The organism is Sulfurimonas sp. NWX367 (assembly GCF_039667065.1).
Classification (GTDB): domain Bacteria; phylum Campylobacterota; class Campylobacteria; order Campylobacterales; family Sulfurimonadaceae; genus Sulfurimonas; species Sulfurimonas hydrogeniphila.
Window position 1 is genome coordinate 55,462 of record NZ_JALCZM010000004.1, and the last position, 18,015, is coordinate 73,476.

The 18,015-nt window shown below is 36.1% G+C and carries 18 protein-coding genes; 12 read left to right on the plus strand and 6 right to left on the minus strand.

Translation table 11 applies throughout. The features are described from left to right. Positions 1 to 6 precede the first annotated feature (6 nt). Both MNY28_RS11020 and MNY28_RS11025 read left to right on the plus strand, forming a co-directional pair. On the plus strand, positions 7 to 837 hold the full coding sequence (locus MNY28_RS11020; protein WP_151899773.1) for a peptidyl-prolyl cis-trans isomerase: 831 nt from the start codon (positions 7 to 9) through the stop codon (positions 835 to 837). A gap of 6 nt (positions 838 to 843) precedes the next feature. Next, the gene (locus tag MNY28_RS11025; RefSeq protein WP_346389867.1) at positions 844 to 1,704 is read left to right on the plus strand and encodes a 1-aminocyclopropane-1-carboxylate deaminase; all 861 of its coding nucleotides are present in this window, start codon (positions 844 to 846) and stop codon (positions 1,702 to 1,704) included. 41 nt (positions 1,705 to 1,745) lie between these two features. Here MNY28_RS11025 and MNY28_RS11030 read toward each other — a convergent pair whose 3' ends face one another. From MNY28_RS11030 to MNY28_RS11045, 4 genes are all read right to left on the minus strand, one after another. Continuing rightward, the gene (locus tag MNY28_RS11030) at positions 1,746 to 2,144 is read right to left on the minus strand and encodes a PIN domain-containing protein (protein ID WP_346389868.1); all 399 of its coding nucleotides are present in this window, start codon (positions 2,142 to 2,144) and stop codon (positions 1,746 to 1,748) included. After that, positions 2,144 to 2,392: a hypothetical protein gene (locus MNY28_RS11035; RefSeq protein ID WP_346389869.1), complete on the minus strand. Its 249-nt coding sequence runs from the start codon at positions 2,390 to 2,392 to the stop codon at positions 2,144 to 2,146. The genes MNY28_RS11030 and MNY28_RS11035 overlap by 1 nt, the downstream gene beginning before the upstream one ends. Positions 2,393 to 2,537: 145 nt before the next feature. Further along, a complete protein-coding gene (locus tag MNY28_RS11040; protein ID WP_346389870.1) occupies positions 2,538 to 3,794 on the minus strand; it encodes a hypothetical protein in 1,257 nt (418 codons plus the stop codon). Positions 3,795 to 3,836: 42 nt separating this feature from the next. After that, a complete protein-coding gene (locus MNY28_RS11045) occupies positions 3,837 to 4,673 on the minus strand; it encodes a DUF2806 domain-containing protein (protein ID WP_346389871.1) in 837 nt (278 codons plus the stop codon). Between the two features lie 556 nt (positions 4,674 to 5,229). Between MNY28_RS11045 and MNY28_RS11050 the strand changes: the two genes are divergently transcribed. The 9 genes from MNY28_RS11050 (at position 5,230) to MNY28_RS11090 (ending at position 15,463) form a co-directional block, all read left to right on the plus strand. Beyond that, positions 5,230 to 7,806: an AAA family ATPase gene (locus tag MNY28_RS11050; protein ID WP_346389872.1), complete on the plus strand. Its 2,577-nt coding sequence runs from the start codon at positions 5,230 to 5,232 to the stop codon at positions 7,804 to 7,806. Positions 7,807 to 7,875: 69 nt separating this feature from the next. Continuing rightward, positions 7,876 to 8,010 (plus strand): 50S ribosomal protein L34, encoded by a 135-nt coding sequence (gene rpmH, locus MNY28_RS11055; protein WP_013327469.1) that lies wholly within the window; start codon positions 7,876 to 7,878, stop codon positions 8,008 to 8,010. A gap of 14 nt (positions 8,011 to 8,024) precedes the next feature. Next, positions 8,025 to 8,336 (plus strand): ribonuclease P protein component, encoded by a 312-nt coding sequence (gene rnpA / locus MNY28_RS11060; protein ID WP_151901483.1) that lies wholly within the window; start codon positions 8,025 to 8,027, stop codon positions 8,334 to 8,336. After that, complete coding sequence (gene yidD, locus MNY28_RS11065) at positions 8,317 to 8,640, plus strand: membrane protein insertion efficiency factor YidD (RefSeq protein ID WP_151899779.1); 324 nt, start codon at positions 8,317 to 8,319, stop codon at positions 8,638 to 8,640. The genes rnpA and yidD overlap by 20 nt, the downstream gene beginning before the upstream one ends. A 3-nt stretch (positions 8,641 to 8,643) precedes the next feature. Beyond that, positions 8,644 to 10,254 (plus strand): membrane protein insertase YidC, encoded by a 1,611-nt coding sequence (gene yidC, locus MNY28_RS11070; RefSeq protein WP_346389873.1) that lies wholly within the window; start codon positions 8,644 to 8,646, stop codon positions 10,252 to 10,254. Then, positions 10,254 to 11,126, plus strand: a complete 873-nt coding sequence (locus tag MNY28_RS11075) for a Jag N-terminal domain-containing protein (protein WP_346389874.1) — start codon at positions 10,254 to 10,256, stop codon at positions 11,124 to 11,126. The genes yidC and MNY28_RS11075 overlap by 1 nt, the downstream gene beginning before the upstream one ends. Before the next feature lie 3 nt (positions 11,127 to 11,129). After that, entirely contained in the window at positions 11,130 to 12,467 is a 1,338-nt protein-coding gene (mnmE, locus tag MNY28_RS11080; RefSeq protein WP_346389875.1) for a tRNA uridine-5-carboxymethylaminomethyl(34) synthesis GTPase MnmE, read from the plus strand. A gap of 2 nt (positions 12,468 to 12,469) precedes the next feature. Further along, positions 12,470 to 12,877 carry a Holliday junction resolvase RuvX gene (ruvX, locus tag MNY28_RS11085; protein WP_346389876.1) on the plus strand — a complete coding sequence of 136 codons (408 nt, stop codon included), beginning with the start codon at positions 12,470 to 12,472 and terminating at the stop codon, positions 12,875 to 12,877. A 132-nt stretch (positions 12,878 to 13,009) separates the two neighbouring features. Next, entirely contained in the window at positions 13,010 to 15,463 is a 2,454-nt protein-coding gene (locus MNY28_RS11090; RefSeq protein ID WP_346389877.1) for an EAL domain-containing protein, read from the plus strand. On the opposite strand, the gene MNY28_RS11095 is transcribed toward MNY28_RS11090, so the two are convergent. Both MNY28_RS11095 and MNY28_RS11100 read right to left on the minus strand, forming a co-directional pair. Beyond that, positions 15,447 to 16,184 (minus strand): hypothetical protein, encoded by a 738-nt coding sequence (locus MNY28_RS11095; RefSeq protein ID WP_151899785.1) that lies wholly within the window; start codon positions 16,182 to 16,184, stop codon positions 15,447 to 15,449. The two genes, MNY28_RS11090 and MNY28_RS11095, sit on opposite strands and share 17 nt — an antisense overlap. Next, the gene (locus MNY28_RS11100; RefSeq protein WP_346389878.1) at positions 16,175 to 16,846 is read right to left on the minus strand and encodes a hypothetical protein; all 672 of its coding nucleotides are present in this window, start codon (positions 16,844 to 16,846) and stop codon (positions 16,175 to 16,177) included. Before MNY28_RS11100 ends, MNY28_RS11095 begins: the two co-directional genes overlap by 10 nt. A 135-nt stretch (positions 16,847 to 16,981) precedes the next feature. On the opposite strand from MNY28_RS11100, the gene ilvC reads away from it, so the two are divergent. Beyond that, positions 16,982 to 18,004, plus strand: a complete 1,023-nt coding sequence (gene ilvC / locus MNY28_RS11105; RefSeq protein WP_151899787.1) for a ketol-acid reductoisomerase — start codon at positions 16,982 to 16,984, stop codon at positions 18,002 to 18,004. Positions 18,005 to 18,015: the final 11 nt, after the last annotated feature.

Consider the following 18,015-nt stretch of genomic DNA (forward strand, 5'->3'; position numbering starts at 1 on the left):
TCTATAATGAATAAAATTACAATGCTATTATCTGCCCTGTTGTTGACAGGTTCAGTCGTCTGTGCAAAAACATTAGTGACAGTAAACGGAAAACCAATTACCCAAGAAGAAGTTGACCAGGAGCTGATGCAGGCGACACAGGGGCGATTTAACCAGGTACCGGCTGATCGTCAGGCTGCATTCAGACAACAGGTTTTACAACAGCTTATAGGCAAAGAGTTGATTTATGATGATGCAAAAAAATCCGGTATCATCAACTCTGCGGAGTATAAGAATGAATACAATAAGCTTGAACAAAGAATGAAAAAAGAGCTTGCTATTCAGGTTTGGCAGAAGAAACTGCTTGACGGCATTAAAATTTCAACAAAAGAGTTAAAAGACTACTATAACAAAAACAAAGAAGAATTTAATGAAAAAGAGAGCGTGCATGCCCGCCATATTTTAGTAAAAACCAAAGAGGAAGCAGAAAAAATCATTGCGCAGTTGAAACATTTAAGCGGAGAAAAACTCAAAGAAAAGTTTATAGAGCTTGCGAAAAAAGAGTCAACAGGGCCTAGCGGATCAAAAGGCGGAGATCTTGGATACTTCAGTAAAGGGCAAATGGTACCTGCTTTTAATGATAAAGTTTTTTCTATGAAAAAAGGCGAAGTGACATCAGAGCCGGTTAAAACACAGTTTGGATACCATGTTATTTATGTGGAAGACAAAAAACCTTCATTGACACGAAGTTTTGATGAGGTAAAAGCATTTATAGAACAGCGTCTGAAAATGGAAAAATTTAAAGCTGTTATGAAGAAAAAAATGGATGAACTGCAGAAAAAAGCATCTATTAAGTAGTTAGGCATGCAAAACTCTCCTCTTTCTAAAATTATTTTAGAAGAGAGAGAGTTTTTTGTCAAACGCGATGACCTCATTGACCCCTGTTTGGCAGGGAACAAATACAGAAAACTCTACACGCTCTTAAATACTCCAGACAATATTTATGATACGCTGATATCCTACGGCGGAACACAGTCTAATGCTATGCTGGCGTTGGCCGCCTTATGTCAGAAAAAAAAATGGAAATTTCTTTACTATACAAAAAAACTCTCTGCAACACAAAAAGAGCAAGGCGGCGGAAACTATGCGCATGCCCTGAAATTAGGTATGCAGCATAGAGAAATAGAAAATGATTTTTATAAAGAGTTTATTGCTTCTTTGCGCTTACATGTAAATGCAAAAACCTGTTTTGTTGATCAGGGTGGCGCAGTACAGGAAGCAAAAACAGGATTGGAAGTTTTAGCGCAGGAGATACAGGAACAAAGCAGAGACTTACATGTAAAGGCAGTCGCAACACCTTCCGGTACAGGGACAACAGCACTTTTTTTAGCACTTGCTTTACCTGAGTACAGAGTTTATACAACACCCTGCATAGGGGACAGCAGCTATCTCAAAAAGCAAATGCGTGCTTTGGCAGAAATTCCGGACAATCTTGTTATCCTGGAACCAAAGAGAAAATACCATTTTGCAAAACCCTATAAGGAGTTTTATGAGATATACAAGGCTTTACATGTAAAGGGAATTGAGTTTGATTTACTTTATGCTCCGGCAATGTGGCAGGCACTTTTGGAACAAACTGATGAAACCATTATGTATATACATAGCGGCGGAGTGAGCGGTAACAAAAGTATGCTTGCTCGTTATGAAAAAAAAGGACTCATATAAACGGCGAAGCTGAGCGGCACGTTTAGGGATCCTCGTACTTGTTATAGCTTTGGTTTAAGTTCTAGGTTTTGTATTCTATCAAAGTGCTTAATATTATTACTAATGAGAGTACAATCATTAGCAATAGCTATACTTGCTATCATTAAATCCATGTCAGCAATTATATTACCATTTTTTTTCAATCTAGCTTTTTCTTTTGCAAAAACTAAACTTGATGCTTGAGTGAATTCTAATATTTTAAAATTTTCTAAAAAGGGCTCTATAATTTTTAAATTTTGATTGATTTTTGAAGAGTTGTATGCACCATAAATCAATTCAGTATAATTTATTCTCGAAATATATAAATCATCTATTGGAATTTGAGATAGCATTTGAACAACTTCTTGTTTCCCTTTTAAAAAATATATTAATATATCACTATCAATTAAATATTTTTTCATTAAAGGTTTAACTCAAAGTCTTTAGAATTCTTATCTTCAGTAATACTTTGCAACATAGTATCAGCATCATTACTTTTTAATTTACCTGCAAACTGTAATAATTGATTATGCTTTAAATTATTTTGTTTTGAAAAAAAGATTATGGCTTTTTCTATTACTTCTGTTTTGGTTGTATCTAATTCTTCTGTTAATTGATTCAGTGTCATAATCACACTTTCTTCTAATCTTAAGTTAACTGCTCTTTTCATAGTCAATCCTTTATCTTTACAATATTGTACAATAATAATATAAATTTGTAAAGATAAAAATATTTAATTCCATTAACGGTTGAAGATAGCCGATAAATTGCCGCTAGGTAATTTATTGGTTACGAGGTTTTGTTGGGTATTTCGACTATAATCCATATGGCTTTATCTCATCTAAATGTACATCAGTTTTAGATAAACTATCCCATTTTAATTCTCGTAATAAAACTCGTTCAATTAAGATTTGCCATTCATCAGATAGTTGAAATAATTTATCTGTTTTTACATCATCACCATGTGCAATAGTATTTCTTATATCAATTAAATCTTGTATTGGTGATAAATCAAATACAAATATATTCATCTGCTTGATAAGTTCCTCTTTTAATGCATCTTTCTTCTTTTGAAAATTATTTTTTAATACTTTTTCAAGAATTGAATTCCAGAGAATTATTTTTGCATTAACTGAGTAGTCTATGCCTGAAAGATATGATAGTAACAGCTTTGTAATATATTTAATATTTTTCAATTCAATATTTTGTAAACTATTTTTCAAAAATCTTTCAAAAGCAGGTTTACTAATCAACCTTACTGTTCTTTCATCTTTATAAAAAGAAATTCTAGTATGATAATTTTCAATATAATTTGTACCTATTGAACCTTCACATTTATACCAATTTAATCTACGTCTTTCAGCAAATGATGTTAAAACTAATATCAAATCAGCGATAGGTTGAATATTTTTATAAAATGCCATCAATGAGTTAATAGGTGAATTAGGAATTATTTCTAGTATATTTGAGCTTTTTAATCCAATATATTTATCAGTAATTATAGACTCTATACCTAAATGCAATACTTCTTCTCTAATTTGGATACTAGAATTTATACTTCTTTGAACTTCACCTGTAAAATGTTTTATTGTAGAGACATTTGAGGATAATAATTTACTTTCTGATATAAAAAAACAAAATTTGCTTTCCTGTAATTCATCTTGTGTAGTTTGGGTTAATGCATATTTTGGAAAATTATATTTAACAAAAGCTTCATACCAATCTTCTGCGATAATTGTCATTTGTGAATTTGAAAAAGATGCTTTTTTTATTATATGACATTGATAAGGTGTACCTTCTAAGGTTGTTATATTGATTTTTATATTTATAGTATTAAGATGTTTTTTAAGTAATTGCTGAAAATACTTATACTCTTTGTAATCTTCAATAAGTAAATAAAAATGTGGCTCTTCGCCAATATCTTTTGGAAACCATAAAAGACATTTCATTTTTGTTTTTTTTACTGACTTTGTTCCAACAAATATTTCAGCAAAATGTCTTGTATACTCTTCAAAAGGCTTTTCTAAATAATTAATAATTACTCCTTTGTACCCAACGGTTTTCGTGAGCAATAATTTTTCCGCTAGGGTAAATTATTGGTCTCCTCGTACTTGTTATGTTTGTACTTCTTTAATTTCTAAACCTTCTTCTGATTTTTCTTTTATCATTTCTTCTGTATATTGAGTATTCTTTTTTATATTTAAAAGCCTACACAATTCTTCACCTGCAACTGTTAATTTTATTTGTTCAAATCTATATTCTTCTCTGTTTGGATTTTTACTATCTGTAATTTGGTATATCTTATCTCCCAAATGCCATATGGTAATGTTGATTTGAGGAATCTTTTTTAATATGCTAACCAAATTATCATTATCATAAATTAGCCCAGCATCTCTTAACAAAATAATTTGACTATATGTTAAACCAAATTTATCAAATGCAGTTTGATTTTTAAATTTGTATATTGAAGTATTATTACTTGTTAATGAACATGCTGTTTGAAAAATTTCTGCTTCATTTTTTGAAATATTAGAAACAACTTCCAATGTTCTTAAGCTAATTCTTCCTGGTTTTGATACTTCATTTGCAAGAATTTGAGACCAAATTTCTTGCATCTCATCACTAGATACATCTTGTGCTTTTTGAAAAAATCTCATTCTCCAATCATCATCAACTTCTTCATCTGTAACATTTTCATCTAAATGAGGAATTGATTTTTCTATAATTTCTTCAAGATTAATTTGGCGATTTATTTCCTGATTAACAACTCTATTTTGAACTCTTGAAAGTAATTCTAATTTTGCTTCACCTTCAATAAGAATTTTTTTTGCTTCAGCATCTGCTTCTTTCCTAATAGCACGAGGTTTGTATAGTGTCCCAATTCCTTTACTTGCAACTTCTACAAGTTTCGTAAGTGGTTTACTTAATCCTGTTAAATCTTTTATTTCCAAAATATATTACCTTTTATTTACTTCGTATAACGGGGGCGCGGGTGAATGACGGCGACATCTGAAAATTTATTTTCTGATGTTGTTGCTCATTCCTCCCGCTTGTTATCTGGCGCTGTGCGACAGATGACTAGCGGGTGTTCAACCCGTGCCCCCGTTATCCGGTCACGCAGTGAGCGGATAACTATTCTATCAACGAACATTATAACACAAATTACTCATATATTAAAAAATAAATAAACACCAATAATGTTAGTTTATTGGAAAATTTATTGTGGTTTGTCATGTTTTTGATGATTTATAAAAATAATGACTGTTATGCTTAAAAATAAAGTGTGCTTTTATTGCTGAATTGACTAATATTTGAACAAAGTGTTTGTTCCTTTAGGTAGGAGAGATTATTATGAGTGCTAAAAAATCTAATGAATGATTTTGTTTAACTTCCTTGACAAATAAAGACTCAGGTCGGTATAATTGTAACGCTTTGCAACTAAAGTAGCAAAATGATATTTTGCAAAAAGGTATACTTTCAGCATAAATAAAAAAAAAGGATTGAGAGATGAATAACATTTTTGAGAAACTAACACATAATATGACAGAGGCGATTGAGAGTGCGTTGTCTTTAGCTTTACATAACAAAAATCAGGAAGTGACACCGGTACACTTTTTGTGGGCACTTTTAACAAATTCGGATTCTGTACTGAACCAAATGTTTAACAAGTTGGGTATAGATAAAGTCGCAATGGAATTAGATATTAAAAGTATGGCAGAAAAACTGCCAAAATCTTCAAGTGTGACAAAAGAAAATATCAAACTTTCCCAGGATTTTGTACGAACACTTGAAAACGGTATAGGTCTGATGACAAAAAACGGAGATTCTTATCTTGCTGTAGATACATATATATTAGCAAACTTAAATACAGAGCCGTTTTCAACAATACTGCCAAAATATGTTGATGTTATGCAGTTGAGCAAAGAGCTTGAAGCAGCTCGCGGCGGTGCGAAAATTGATTCGCAAACAGCGGATGAAACATTAGAAGCACTTTCCAAGTATGGTATTGACTTGACAAAAGAAGCAGCGGAGGGAAAACTCGCACCGGTTATCGGACGTGATGAAGAGATAGCACGAACAATGCAGATTCTGATCCGTAAAACGAAAAACAACCCAATGCTTCTAGGAGAGCCTGGGGTTGGTAAAACAGCACTGGTTGAAGGACTTGCACAGAGAATTCAAAGTGGCAATGTTCCAACTTCTTTACAGAACAAGCGTGTGGTTGCGCTTGATATGTCGGCATTGATAGCCGGTGCAAAATACCGTGGTGAGTTTGAAGACAGACTCAAAGCGGTTATAGATGAAGTCAAAGAAAACGGGAATATTATTCTGTTTATTGACGAAATTCATACTATAGTCGGTGCCGGCGCATCAGAGGGTTCAATGGATGCGGCAAACATCCTGAAACCTGCGCTTGCCCGTGGAGAACTCCATACCATAGGTGCAACGACGCTCAAAGAGTACAGAAAATATTTTGAAAAAGATGCTGCATTGCAACGCCGTTTCCTGCCGATCGCTGTGGATGAACCGAGTGTAAACCAGTCACTGCAGATTCTTCGCGGAATCAAAGAGAGACTCGAAGCTCACCATAATGTGAGTATTGCAGACAGTGCATTGGTCGCTGCGGCAAAACTCTCTGACAGATATATAGCAGACAGATTCTTGCCGGATAAAGCGATCGATCTGATCGATGAAGCAGCAGCGGAACTCAAAATGCAAATAGAGTCTGAACCAAATGAACTGAGTGCTGCAAAACGCAAGCTCTCAGAGCTTATGGTTGAAAAAGAAGCACTGAAGATGGAAGAGACACCTGCGAATAAAAAGCGACTTGAAGAGATAGAAAAAGAGTTGGCTGATATTGAAGAAAAAGTAAGAAAACTTGAGTCTCAGTTCCAAACAGAAAAAGAGGTGTTTGAAAAAATCTCAGCTATTAAAGCTGAAATAGAAGCAAAACGCCGTGAAGCAGAGCTTGCAAAAAGCCGTTCTGAATTTAACCGTGCTGCAGAAATTGAGTATGGAGAAATTCCAAAACTCATTGAAGAAGAAAAAGCCTTAAATGAGCAGTGGAACAGAATGCAGGCAGAAGGAACTCTCTTGAAAAATTCTGTTGATGAAGAATCAATTGCTTCTATTGTCAGCAGATGGACAGGTATTCCTGTAAATAAAATGCTGCAAAGCGAGAAAGACAAGATCCTGCATGTCGAAGATGTGCTGAATGAAACAGTTGTAGGACAGTCACAGGCGACGCATGCTGTTGCTCGTGCTATTAAACGCAACAAAGCAGGTCTGAGTGATAAGAACAGACCTATAGGCAGTTTTATGTTCCTTGGGCCTACAGGTGTCGGTAAAACACAGACTGCAAAAACTTTGGCAAAGTTCTTGTTTGACTCTGAGGATGCGCTCATTAGAATTGATATGAGTGAATATATGGAAAAACATGCTGTGTCACGCCTGGTCGGTGCAGCTCCTGGATATGTCGGCTATGAAGAGGGAGGACAGCTTACAGAGGCTGTAAGAAGAAAACCTTATTCTGTTGTACTTTTTGATGAAGTGGAAAAGGCACATCCTGATGTGTTCAATATGCTTCTTCAGGTGCTTGATGACGGGCGTTTGACAGACAACAAAGGTGTTACGGTTGATTTTAGCAATACTATTATCATCTTGACATCAAATATTGCAAGTGACAAAATTATCACTCATTCAGGAAGTCCTGAACTTGAAGGCATGGTTATGGCCGAACTCAAAAAAGCCTTTAAACCTGAATTTTTGAACAGACTTGATGAAGTGGTAATCTTTAATGCGCTTGGCAAAGAACAAATTAAAGGGATTGTCGATATATTCTTTAACGAGATTGTCAACAAAGTTAAAGAGAGAAATATTGAACTTTCTTTAAGTGAAGAGGCAAAAGAGTATATTGCAGAAGCCGGATTTGATCCTGTATACGGAGCACGTCCGCTCAAACGAGCATTGTACGAAATTGTGGAAGACCGTTTGGCTGACTTGATTCTTGAAGGTACAGTGAAAGAGGGCTCTCATGTTGAATTTACCGTTGTAAACGGTGAGGTGGAAGTTAAGGTTTCTTAAGAATCTTAACCACGCTTTAAGTAAAGTTTTTGTAAACTTCCGAACTTAAATCAGATAAGGATATGTCGAATGAAAAGAACATACCAGCCACACAATACACCTAGAAAGCGAACACACGGTTTTAGAGCCAGAATGGCTACTAAAAATGGTCGTAACATCATTAATCGTCGTCGTGCCAAAGGTCGTAAAAAATTGACAGTATAGGCGGATTCAACACACTGAAACTCCATAAAGAGTTTCAATATGTTTACAACAAAGGAAAAAACCAGCATTCTCAGAGTGTTGTCCTCTTTTTCCTTCCTCAACCAGGAGTACGCAAAGTAGGTTTTACCGCCACCAAAAAACTTGGCAATGCGGTAAAGCGTAATCGGGCGAAGCGTCGTCTTCGTGCGCTTTTTTGTGAGTACTCCTATTCACTAAAAGATGGTATCTATGTATTTGTTGCAAAAGCGGCAATCTTTGACGCACCATTTGAAAAACTCACCAATGATTTCCATAAAGTATTAACCCGTGCGAAAACTTTTACTTAAGCTTTTATGGCTCTATCAGAAATTTTTTACACTTATCGGCTATGGATCATGCCGCTATTATCCTACATGTAGCGAATATGCACGTATAAATTTCGAAAATAATTCAATTTCAAGTGCTTTTTACCACTCTTTTACTAGAATACTACGTTGCAATCAATTTTTTGACGGCGGAATAGAGTATCCACTCCTGGACAAACTCTCTTTAGAGCCCGCTAAACTTGAGATTGATACTGTAAAATATTGGTTGGTTCCAAATAAAAAAAACCGCTATTACATCATAAAAAATTTTTTATATAAAGGGTAATTTGTGTTAGACAAAATGTCACCAAACCAAAGACTGATAGTCGCCGTACTATTGTCAATAATTTTTTTCGTAGGCTATACTGCGATATTTCCGCCAAAAGAACAAAAGGTAGCAGAGAATGCTAAAACAGAAAATGCTGCGTCTTTAACAGATACACAGAACAAAGATGTTGCATCACGAGTAGAAGAGGCGTCAGGACATGCTGTATCTGAGTTGGAAAAAGCAGATAAAAGCATATCCAATACCATCGTTACAATTACAAACAAGAATTTTATCTTAAAAATTGACACGCTCGGACGTATCTCTTCAAAAGAGTTGCTTGAAGAAAAGTTCCGAAATGATGATAATCTGCATGCACAGGTTATTCCGGAATTTGGAACGAAACCGCTTTATATCCGTTTCAGTGATGATGCTGTTAATGATGAAGCTACAAAAGTGGCATATAGTGCAAATGTAAGCAGTGTAGAGCTATCCGACAAGCCGGTTACTGTTACGCTGACACAAAAGTTGTCAAATCTTACCGTTACAAAAGTACTGACATTTTATGCAGATGGGCATTATGATGCAAAAATATCTACATCGCAGGATGTCAGACATTATGTTTATCTGGGAGACAGACCGCAGGTTTCCAAAAAGCTTATGGCAGTTGCCGGTGCACTCATCTATACAGATGATGATGTTGTGCATATTATTGAAGACGGTGATGCCGAGGGCAGAAAAGTATTTCAGGGTGTAAAACTTGCATCATCGTTTGACCAGTACACTGCGATTATACTCTATGGATTTAAAAAAGATACGAATGTTATTGTCGAACGCGGAAAAGATGACAACCCTGTTGTCTACTTTGAAGCAGGCAAAGAAGAGAACATACACGGATACATCGGACCAAAAGAGCATAAAGTCCTTAAAGCGATTGATCCGATGCTGACAAATGCTATAGAGTACGGCTGGTTTACTTTTGCTGCCAAACCTCTTTTTGCACTGCTTTCCTGGTTACACGGAATTTTTGGAAACTGGGGATGGGCTATTATTGCATTGACGGCAATTATCAGAATTGTACTTTATCCTTTGACATACAAAGGTATGGTTTCTATGCAAAAAATGAAAGAACTGGCACCGAAACTCAAAGAGCTCAAAGAAAAGTACAAAAAAGATCCGCAACGTCTCAATGCGGCTACGATGGAGATGTATAAAAAACACGGTGCCAACCCATTGGGCGGATGTCTCCCTATGATATTGCAGATTCCTGTGTTTTTCGCGCTTTACAGAACACTTTTGAATGCTGTTGAACTGCAGGGTGCGCCATGGATTCTGTGGATTAACGATCTGTCCCGTATGGATCCGTACTATGTGCTGCCGATTTTAATGGGTGCGTCTATGTTTTTACAGCAACGTATGACACCAAACAACTTTACAGACCCTATGCAGGAAAAAGTATTCAAATATCTTCCTGTCATATTTACATTTTTCTTTGTAACTTTTCCTTCGGGATTGGTGCTGTACTGGTTTACAAACAACCTGTTCTCAATTGCACAGCAGTATATTGTAAATCAGCAGTTCAAAAATGCCAAAGATGCAAAAGCGGCAATTGAAAAAAGCAGTGAGAAAAAGTAATGATTAAGATTGAGGCAGTAACCCTGGAAGGTGCATTCAAAGATGCAGCCACTGCACTGGACTGCTCTGTAACGCAGCTGGCTGTTGAAGTTGTACAGGCTCCAAGCAGTGGCTTTTTAGGCTTTTTTAAAAAGAAAGCCATAATAGTTGCAACAATAAAAAATGAGATTTCCAAAGAAGAAAAAGAACCGCAAAAGACTCCTCAAAAGGCTCCGGAAATTTTGCCGGATACAAATGATGATATACAACAGCATACAATGCTCAACGATACAATTATGCCTACGTCATTTGTAAGTGATCAGGATGAAGATGAACTCGAAGAAGATTTGGCGAGTGGGCTTGCATATACAGCAGACTATGATGATGAATATGATGACATAGCAATAGAAGAAGTGAGCGATACTCCAAATATAGAAACAATTGTTACAGAGGTTGAAAAAGACATTAACCAACTCTTTGCTCTTATCTGTTTTGACATAGAAAAAGTTGAAGTTTCAGCCTATGACAAAGAAACACTGTTGGTTGAGTTTAAGGGTGAAGATGCAGCACTTCTTATAGGAAAAGAGGGCTATAGATACAAGGCGCTCTCTTATATGCTGTTTAATTGGATTAATACAAAATATGGTTTGCAAATACGTCTTGAGATAGCAGAGTTTTTAAAAAACCAGGAAGAGTCGGTTGGGAGATACCTAACAAATGTTTATGAAAATATTGACAGAGACGGACGGGCACAGACAAAAATACTTGACGGTGTACTGGTACAAATTGCACTCAAAGAGTTGCGTGAACGGTATCCGGACAAATACGTAGTTATCCGTTCTACAAAAGACGGTCTGAAATACATAATCATTAATGATTACCACAACAACTAGACTATGAATGAAACTATAGCTGCCATTGCAACAGCAAATGGCATTGGCTCTATTGCTGTTATTCGTCTGAGTGGTGAAAAAGCTCTGACAATAGCAAAACAGCTTACATGTAAAGAGAATTTCATCCCCAGACATGCCACACTCACAAATATTTACAATAATGAAAATGAGCTTATTGATGAAGCGATAGTTATTTACTTTCAGGGACCATACTCTTTTACTGCTGAGGATGTTGTAGAGATACAGTGTCACGGCGGTTTTATAGTTGCACAGAGTATTCTCAGAGCAACACTCAAAGCAGGGGCACGTCTTGCCAATGCCGGTGAATTTTCAAAACGGGCTTTTCTAAACGGAAGAATTGACTTGAGTGAAGCAGAAGCCATAGCACAGCTTATAGAAGCCAAAAGTGAAGATGCGGCAAAAATTTTGGCTTCTCAGATGAAAGGTTCTTTGAAAGAATTTATAGAGCAGGTCAGAGATGAGATTATTCATATTCTGGCATACAGTGAGGTTACTATAGATTATGCAGAAGAAGACTTGCCTCAGAATTTGGTAGCACAGATAGAATCAAAACTAGAGGAACTCTATACACTGCTCGAAAAAACCCTTATTGCCTCAAAGTCAAGAGAGGGATTGATGCAAGGGTTTAAGGTGGCTATTATCGGGAAGCCAAATGTTGGTAAAAGTTCACTCTTGAATGCCCTGCTTAATTATAACCGTGCGATAGTCAGTGATATAGCCGGCACAACACGGGATACAATAGAAGAACAGGTCAGAATAGGCACACATCTTATACGAATTGTAGATACTGCCGGTATTCGTGAATCAAACGATGAAATAGAGCGTATTGGAATACAGCGTAGCCTTGAGGCAATCCGTGAAAGTGATATTGTTATAGCTTTGTTTGATGCTTCGCGCGTTGCAGATGCACAAGACAAAGAAATAGTAAAACTTATTGCCTCAAACAAAGAAAAAAAAGAGATACTTGTTGTTAAAAATAAAATAGACCTGGAAGAAAAATTTGACTTGCCGGGTTTGGCTTTTGATTTGGCATTGAATTCCAAGAGTGATGTGACGGCTTTGGTTAAAAAGCTTGAAGAAATTATGGACTCAAACAATGTAAGTGATGAGATTATGCTTATCTCTGAGCGTCAAATTTCTGCAGTTGAAGCGACAATGCAAAATATACAAGAGGCTTTTGAACCGCTCAAGGATCAGGAATTGGAAATATTTTCTTTTCATCTCAATGAAGCTGTAAAGGCAATGGCAGGCATTACCCGTCCGTTTGAAAATGATGAAATGCTTGATAAAATGTTCGGCTCTTTTTGTCTGGGTAAATAGTTTTGAAATATATTGCAATAGATTTGGGGCTTAAACGTATCGGATTGGCATATTCAGCACATAAAGAGATCGTTACACCTCTTCCCGCCATTATAAGAAAAAACCGCAACCAGGCTTCACTGGAAGTAAAAAAAGCCATAAAAGAGTGGGAAGCTGATGCGGTTGTCATAGGCATTCCTCTGGGCGGGAGCAGTGAAGATGAGATGCGCAGACGTATTGAACATTTTATGAATCTGGTTGCTTTTGAGGGAGAAATCTTTTATCAGGATGAAGCCGGCAGCTCACTTGAAGCGGAGCAGATGATGAAAGGTAAAATAAAATATATCCGCGATGGTCGAGTGGACTCACTTTCAGCAATGATTATTTTACAAAGATTTTTACAACTGAAGGGCACCTCTAAAAACCCCTGAGATATATTAACATTCACAGCAATATTCCTACTGCTTTGCTATGGTATCAATGATATTAAAGCTTCAGTTTACTACAATATAACTATGTTAAATAAAACTATAACGTTTCAAAATATATCAGAATTAAAAAAAATGAAGCCTTTTGCTTCAGACTCTAAAACACTTATACAAATATTTTGTGCAAATAATAATCTACAAGAGATAAAAGAGATACAAAACTATTTTGCAACAACTTATCCCCAGACTACGATTATCGGGACAACAACAGATGGTGCCTTGCACAATACAGATATTTATATTGCATCAAAGCATGTTGTAACCTTTACGAAATTTGAAAAGACAGAGTTGAAGGCTATCCTTGTAGAGCATGCCGATTCTACACAAATGAGCTATATCTGCGGTAAAAAATTATTAAGAAAAATTCTGCGTCCCAATACAAAAGCACTCATCAGTTTTGCTGACGGACTCCACACAAACGGGGAAGAGTTCCTAAAGGGCATTAACAGTATTAATCCAAACATCGTAGTTTCAGGCGGGTTGGCCGGTGACAACGGAGAACTCAAAAAAACTTTTGTATTTAACAATAAGCATATTACTGAGAATGGAGCAGTCGGTGTTACTTTGAATTCTGATGCATTGAATGTTTTTACCCACTACAGTTTTGACTGGACACCTATAGGCAAGAAGCTTACAATTACAAAAGCAGTTAAAAACAGAGTGTATGAAATAGACGGTATAAGCGCCGTAGATATGTATGCAAAATATATGGGCAAAGAACTGGCTCAAAATCTTCCTAAAATCGGTATAGAATTTCCACTTATATTTGAAAAAGACGGGGTGAACATAGGCAGGGCAGTACTGTTTAAACACGAAGACGGTTCGTTGACCTTTGCCGGCAATCTTGACGAGGGTGAGAAAGTCCGTTTTGGTGTAGGTAATGTTGATAATCTGCTAAAAAGTGGTGAATATCAGCTGGATAAAATATTTGACAGACTTCAGTTTCAACCCGAAGCCGTATTTGTTTACTCCTGTATGGCAAGAAGACGTTTTATGGAAAAATATATAGAGTATGAATTAGAAGGACTCTCTACGCTTGGCGACATAAGCGGTTTTTTTACTTATGGAGAATTTTTTTCTAATCAGAAAAGTGATTTGCTTAATGAATCCATTACTCTGCTTGGTCTAAGCGAAAGCAATAAAACACTCGAGAGTGTTCACAGAAAAAGTGTTATACACAAAAAAGATTTCGCAGTGAGTACAGAATATGCCCTTGCAAACCTTGCAAACAGCGTATCGCAGGAGTTGGCTGAGTTAAATGCCGAACTTGAAAAAAGAGTGCAAAGAAGTGCGGAGTTTATCTACAAACAGGCATATTTTGATAAATTGACAGAGATGCCAAACAGATTGAGTCTGCTTCACAGGATAGATGAGTGTGTGGGTGAAACAGTTTTTTTGGTAAATATTGATGATTTTACTACTATAAATGATTTTTACGGGCATGCGGTAGGCGATACTGTGTTGGTAAAAATGTCGCAATATTTACACGAATTTACAAAACGTGAGGGAATGGAGTTATTTAAGTTGCCTTCGGATGAGTTTGCCATTATTTCAAATAAAGAACAAACCTATACGGTTATTGAAAATACCATTCAACAGCTTATAAGTAATATAGAACAAAAAGAGTTTTTGGTAAAAGATCAGGTTATTCATGTTTCGGTGACTGTTTCAGCAGCATATATCAATGAGAAAAAAACCGGTCTGGCTAATGCCGATATGGTGCTTAAAGCTGCGAAAAAAGCGCACAAACCCTATTTGATTTTCAATAAATCTTTAGAACTTGCAAAAAAATATGAGTCAAATCTGCAAATGGCAAATGAGATTAAAAGAGCGATAGAGAATGATGACATTATTCCGTACTATCAGCCTATTTTTAGTATAAAAACAGGAAAAATTGAAAAATATGAAGCACTTGTACGCCTGAGAAAAGCTGATGGAAAAATTCTTTCTCCCTATTTTTTTCTTGAAATCAGTGAAAAAATAAGGCTCTACCCTCGAATAACCGAAATTATGATAGAAAAAACATTTTCTTTTTTTGCCGGCAACGGTTTGGACTTTAGCATCAATCTCTCTTTCAGTGACATATTCAGCGAAAAAATGCGAAATTTTCTTTTTGAAAAAATCAAAGAGTATAGTATTGCAAAGCAGTTAACAATAGAAATTCTGGAAACACAGGAGTATACGAACGAAAATATCGTAAACGATTTTACAAAAGAAGTCTATGCATCAGGCGCATCTATTGCCATTGATGATTTTGGAAGCGGATTTGCCAATTTTCAATATATGACAAGTATTTCATGTGATTATATGAAAATAGACGGTTCGCTGATTAAAAATATTCATCAGGATCAAAATTCGCGCTTGATTGTCGAAACAATTGTGGTATTTGCAAAAAAACTTGGGAAAAAAGTCATAGCAGAGTTTGTGCACTCTGCCGAGGTGTTGGATGTTGTCAGAGAAATTGGTATAGAATATGCGCAAGGGTATTACCTTGGCGAACCACAGGAAAAGCTTATTGAGCCATTATGAAAAGATTATTGCTTGGATGGGTTATTTCGCTGAAACGTTCTTTTAATTCTCTGTCAAAAGTCAAAATAAAGACATTTGTATTTTTTAATCCGGCATCTTGAAAATTTTGCAGTAAAACATCATCTGCCACATTTTTTCCATGATCACACTTCATAAAATTAAATGAGTTGAGTGTTTTGCCGTAATCATATAAATTTGCCTCCCATTCCGCTCGTTTAAGATAGAGGGAATCAGGGTTTGCTGCTAAAAAAATATTGGTATCAGAAATTTTGTAAGGCTCGATAATATCATTGAAAATCGAGGCAATACTTGAAAAATTTTCTATATCCCAAAAAAGATAACTTTGTTTGGCCTGTGATTTTTGTTTTTTGTTGATAAGTTTGAGCCTTTTTGTAATATTGAAACTTGAATGTGCCGTGTCGTTGATAATTTGAATACGCTTTTTTAACTGTTGGGCGTCATTTGTGGGAAAACCCAGAATTTCACCCAGGTTTATATAAAAATCCAGGTTCAGCAGCTCTTTTTCTGCGCCGCCTTTTTGATACTTTTTTAATTTTGCCAGTTTTGCATCACAAAACAGAAGGTTTATGCTCATTTTTTCATGATTCGCATAGGCCTGTTTTGTTTTAAAAAAAATATCTTTCGCTTCAGGAGTATCGGGGAACTCTATTGATCCTCTGTATTTATACTCTATAGTAATTTTTTGTTTGTTTAAAGACATTTGAAATACTCAGCTGCTTCTTTTTCATCGTCAGTAAGTTTCTCTGTTGTATATAAAGGATCTTCGCTCATTAATTTTTTAATCTCATTTTGACAGTAGGAAAAAAGAATTTTTTTTGCATGTGTGTTATCATACAAAAAACCCAGTCCGCTGAATTTATACGGATCTTCCTGTTCTATGCACAGCAGTGTTCCCTCACACTCTTTTTCAAGGATATCAACAAGCGTTCTGTAGTTTATGTCAAATTCTGTTGCATTCCAGCCTATCTCTTCAAGTGTTTCATCGGCAAATTTGTCTACACCGTCGCCTGTTGTATCATCATAGGAGGCACGGGGTGTATTCACTCTAATCAACTCCTGCCAATTGGAAAATGCTTTTATAAGTACCTGCTGTTCATTTTCGGTGATTTGATAATTGTTACCAAATATTTCTGCAAGAGAAGGTGTTTTTGCCGATGAGAGTGCATTCATCGGCAGAGGTGTATGCCTGCCCTGATAGATGAGGATTTCTGTTTCGTCAAAAGGCGCATATTTTATTGCTCCGTCTATATTGATGCCGTACTCTTTTGCAGAGTTTATTGCTTTAAGCAGTTCCGATTTATCAACTCTAACAACTTCATTAAAAAGGTTGAATTTTTTCATTTTTTCTCCAAATTTTTTCATATTATACAGAGTATGAGATTAACTCAGATAATTTAACAGAAGTTATAAGCTTAGTCTAATAAAAGTTTTACCATATATAGAGTATAATGCGACAAATTTTTCAAGGGATATACCCATGAAGCTCAAGGAAATGTAATGGCATTAAATGTTTACTATGATAAAGATTGTGATATTAATATAATCAGAAGCAAAAAAGTTGCAATGATAGGATTTGGTTCTCAGGGGCACGCACACGCTGAAAACCTTAGAGACAGCGGTGTAGATGTTGTTGTCGGTCTTCGTAAAGGCGGCGCAAGCTGGGCAAAAGCCGAGGCAAAAGGATTTGAGGTCTTAACAGTTGCTGAAGCTACTGCAAAAGCAGATGTTGTTATGATTCTTCTTCCTGATGAAGATCAGGCAAGAATTTACAAAGAAGAGATTGAACCAAATTTAAAAGCGGGCGATACGATCGCTTTTGGTCATGGTTTTAACATTCACTACAAGAGTATTATTCCTGCTGCAGATATTAATGTTACTATGATTGCACCAAAGGCTCCGGGACATACCGTACGTTCTGAATTTGTACGCGGCGGTGGTATTCCGGATCTTATTGCTATTGAAAATGATCCTTCAGGAACTACAAAAGAGTTGGCACTCTCTTACGCTTCTGCAATCGGTGGCGGGCGTACTGCGATTATTGAAACAACTTTCAAAGATGAAACAGAAACTGACCTTTTTGGAGAGCAGGCTGTGCTTTGCGGCGGTGTTACTTCTTTGGTTCAAGCCGGTTTTGAAACATTGACAGAAGCCGGATATGCTCCTGAAATGGCTTACTTTGAGTGTCTTCACGAACTCAAGCTTATCGTTGACCTGATGTTTGAGGGCGGAATCGCTGATATGAGATACTCTATCTCAAACACTGCTGAGTATGGTGACTATGTTTCTGGCAAACGTGTTATCAACAAAGAATCAAAAGAGGCAATGAAAGAGATTCTCAAGGAGATTCAAGACGGCAGATTTGCAAAAGACTTTATACTTGAAGGTCAGGCAGGGTATCCTCGTATGAATGCAGAAAGAGCAAATGCCCGTGCTTCATTGATTGAACAAACTGGTGTAAAGTTACGTGAAATGATGCCTTGGATTTCAGCAAATAAAATTGTCAACCAAGATACAAACTAATTTTATTCTCA

What these genes read in the sequence shown, in the direction of transcription:
- MNY28_RS11100 (WP_346389878.1), bottom strand. Translation starts at nt 16,846, where the DNA reads ATGAAAAAATTTGGAGAAAAAATGAAAAAATTCAACCTTTTTAATGAA.
- MNY28_RS11095 (WP_151899785.1), bottom strand. Translation starts at nt 16,184, where the DNA reads ATGTCTTTAAACAAACAAAAAATTACTATAGAGTATAAATACAGAGGA.
- mnmE (WP_346389875.1), top strand. Translation starts at nt 11,130, where the DNA reads ATGAATGAAACTATAGCTGCCATTGCAACAGCAAATGGCATTGGCTCT.
- MNY28_RS11075 (WP_346389874.1), top strand. Translation starts at nt 10,254, where the DNA reads ATGATTAAGATTGAGGCAGTAACCCTGGAAGGTGCATTCAAAGATGCA.
- ilvC (WP_151899787.1), top strand. Translation starts at nt 16,982, where the DNA reads ATGGCATTAAATGTTTACTATGATAAAGATTGTGATATTAATATAATC.
- MNY28_RS11050 (WP_346389872.1), top strand. Translation starts at nt 5,230, where the DNA reads ATGAATAACATTTTTGAGAAACTAACACATAATATGACAGAGGCGATT.
- rpmH (WP_013327469.1), top strand. Translation starts at nt 7,876, where the DNA reads ATGAAAAGAACATACCAGCCACACAATACACCTAGAAAGCGAACACAC.
- MNY28_RS11090 (WP_346389877.1), top strand. Translation starts at nt 13,010, where the DNA reads ATGAAGCCTTTTGCTTCAGACTCTAAAACACTTATACAAATATTTTGT.
- MNY28_RS11025 (WP_346389867.1), top strand. Translation starts at nt 844, where the DNA reads ATGCAAAACTCTCCTCTTTCTAAAATTATTTTAGAAGAGAGAGAGTTT.
- MNY28_RS11030 (WP_346389868.1), bottom strand. Translation starts at nt 2,144, where the DNA reads ATGAAAAAATATTTAATTGATAGTGATATATTAATATATTTTTTAAAA.
- MNY28_RS11020 (WP_151899773.1), top strand. Translation starts at nt 7, where the DNA reads ATGAATAAAATTACAATGCTATTATCTGCCCTGTTGTTGACAGGTTCA.
- MNY28_RS11035 (WP_346389869.1), bottom strand. Translation starts at nt 2,392, where the DNA reads ATGAAAAGAGCAGTTAACTTAAGATTAGAAGAAAGTGTGATTATGACA.